Annotated in this window: 4 protein-coding genes; 3 read left to right on the top strand and 1 reads right to left on the bottom strand. The window is 72.7% G+C overall.

Features of this window, described 5'->3' with window-relative positions; genetic code table 11:
* Window positions 1-70: 70 nt before the first annotated feature.
* From ACFV5N_RS27630 to ACFV5N_RS27620, 3 genes are all read left to right on the top strand, one after another.
* Complete coding sequence (locus ACFV5N_RS27630; RefSeq protein WP_385605218.1) at window positions 71-328, top strand: hypothetical protein; 258 nt, start codon at window positions 71-73, stop codon at window positions 326-328.
* Window positions 325-714: a hypothetical protein gene (locus tag ACFV5N_RS27625; RefSeq protein ID WP_385605215.1), complete on the top strand. Its 390-nt coding sequence runs from the start codon at window positions 325-327 to the stop codon at window positions 712-714. Before ACFV5N_RS27630 ends, ACFV5N_RS27625 begins: the two co-directional genes overlap by 4 nt.
* A gap of 95 nt (window positions 715-809) precedes the next feature.
* Window positions 810-1523, top strand: a complete 714-nt coding sequence (locus tag ACFV5N_RS27620; RefSeq protein ID WP_385605213.1) for a bleomycin resistance protein — start codon at window positions 810-812, stop codon at window positions 1521-1523.
* Here the strand turns inward: ACFV5N_RS27620 and ACFV5N_RS27615 are convergent.
* A partial coding sequence (locus ACFV5N_RS27615) for an alpha/beta fold hydrolase (protein ID WP_385605210.1) occupies window positions 1510-1760 on the bottom strand: 251 nt, incomplete at its 5' end. The genes ACFV5N_RS27620 and ACFV5N_RS27615 overlap by 14 nt on opposite strands.

The raw sequence follows: 1760 nt of genomic DNA, 5'->3' as shown, positions 1-1760 counted from the left end.
GCCTGATACCGTGCGGGCATCTGCCATGGGTACGTACCCGTACCCGCCCGAAGGCCGAAGGAGTTCTGCCGTGACCGATGCCAACATCCGCATCCCCGTCGAGGCTCGTGACCGGCTGGCCCGGATAGCGGCCGACGAAGGGCTGTCGCTGCGCGCCTATCTCGCCCGCCTGGCGGACACGCTGCTGACCCCGGAGGAGCGGGCGGCCCGAGCGGAGCAGACCCGGAAAGCTCTGCGGGAGTGGAACGGGTACGACCCGACGCCGGCCGAGAAGAGCGCGCTCGACGCGGAACTGGACCGCCGGCTGGCCAAGGCGTTCGCACCATGAGCGATGCCGTGCACTTCATCCTGGACGAATCGGCCCTGCTCGCCGCCGGTTACGGCAATGTCATGGCCTCCGGGCTGATCCACCGGTCCGCCGAGGTGCCGGGCTGGTACGTCTACGTGCCCGTCTGCGCCCTGGTGGAGGCCGATCGCCGGCGCCCCGGCATCGCCGAACACTTCGCCTCGCTGCCCGGCATCACCGTGCTGGAGCTCGACCTGCCCGCCGCGCTCGTTCTCGCCCGCGAGACGACTTGGGGCGATGCCCACACACGGTATGCGGCGGCCCCCACCCCGGAGCGCCCCGACGGGGCCGTCATCGCGACGACCGCCCCGGAGAAGTGGCGGGGCGCGCACGTGCGGGTTCTCGACCTCACTCCCGACGCTCCCTGACCCCGAGTCCCCGGCGTGCGCCGCCCCTTCCGGGTGCGGTGCGCGGTGGGGCCTCGGCACCCTGGCTTCTCATCAAATTTGACTAGACTCCCCGCATGACCGAGAAAACCATTCCGCTGCTCAGCTGCCGGGACATCGCGCCGGTCGCCACCTTCTACCGGGCCCTGGGGTTCACGGTGACCTTCGAGCAGAAGAGCCCGTACGCCTACCTCGTCGTCGAACGCGGGGCGTTCGAGCTCCAGTTCCACGGCATGAAGGACTTCGACCCGCAGACCTCCCTCGGCGGCTGCTACCTCCTCACCGACGAGGTCGACGCCCTCCACGAGGCGTTCCGGGCCGGGCTCAAGGACGCCTACGGCAAGGTGCCCACCCGGGGGCTGCCCCGGATCGGGCCGCTCAAGGACATGTCCTACGGGGTACGGCAGTTCCTCATGACCGATCCGGGCGGCAACTCCATCCGGGTCGGCCAGCCCACCGGCGGGGACGGGCACATCGCGCCCGCCCCGAAGGAGACCTTCGCCCGCGCCCTGCACTTCGCGGTCCTCTTCGCCGACTCCAAGGAGGACCTGCCCGCCGCCGCCAAGGTGCTGGACCGGGTGCTCGCGCTGACCCACGAGCGGCCCACCCCGGATCAGCGCGTCCGCCTGCTCGTCCTGCGTGCCGATGTCGCCCACCGGCAGGGCGAGGACCCGGCCGGGGTCGCCCGGCTGCTGGCGGAGGCGGACGCCGTTCCCCTGACCGACGCGGAACGGCGCCGCATACCGGACGACCTCGCCCGGCTCGCCGAGCTGCGGCTCACCCTCCGCTGAGCACCTCCATCAGCCGGGCACCGGCCGCCGTCCCCGGGTCCACCGGGGCGTAGTGGCCGGTCTCCGGCAGCGGGATCAGCGTGGCACCGTGCCGGGTGGCGTAGGCCAGGGACTGCGCGAACGGCACCTGACCGTCCTCCGTGCCGTGCAGCACGGTGACCGGCGCCGGCGGGGCGGCCAGGCGCAGCGGGTCGGCCGCCGCCGGGGGATCGCCGTAGACGGTGCCGACCGCGCCCG

Source organism: Streptomyces sp. NPDC059853, from assembly GCF_042731495.1.
In the GTDB taxonomy this organism is placed as follows: Bacteria; Actinomycetota; Actinomycetes; order Streptomycetales; family Streptomycetaceae; genus Streptomyces.
The sequence above is the reverse complement of the archived record's forward strand: the minus strand, read 5'-3'. Positions and strand labels throughout refer to the sequence as shown.

Excerpts from the sequence above, each read along its gene's own strand:
- ACFV5N_RS27620 (WP_385605213.1), top strand. The coding sequence starts at position 810 with ATGACCGAGAAAACCATTCCGCTGCTCAGCTGCCGGGACATCGCGCCG.
- ACFV5N_RS27625 (WP_385605215.1), top strand. The coding sequence starts at position 325 with ATGAGCGATGCCGTGCACTTCATCCTGGACGAATCGGCCCTGCTCGCC.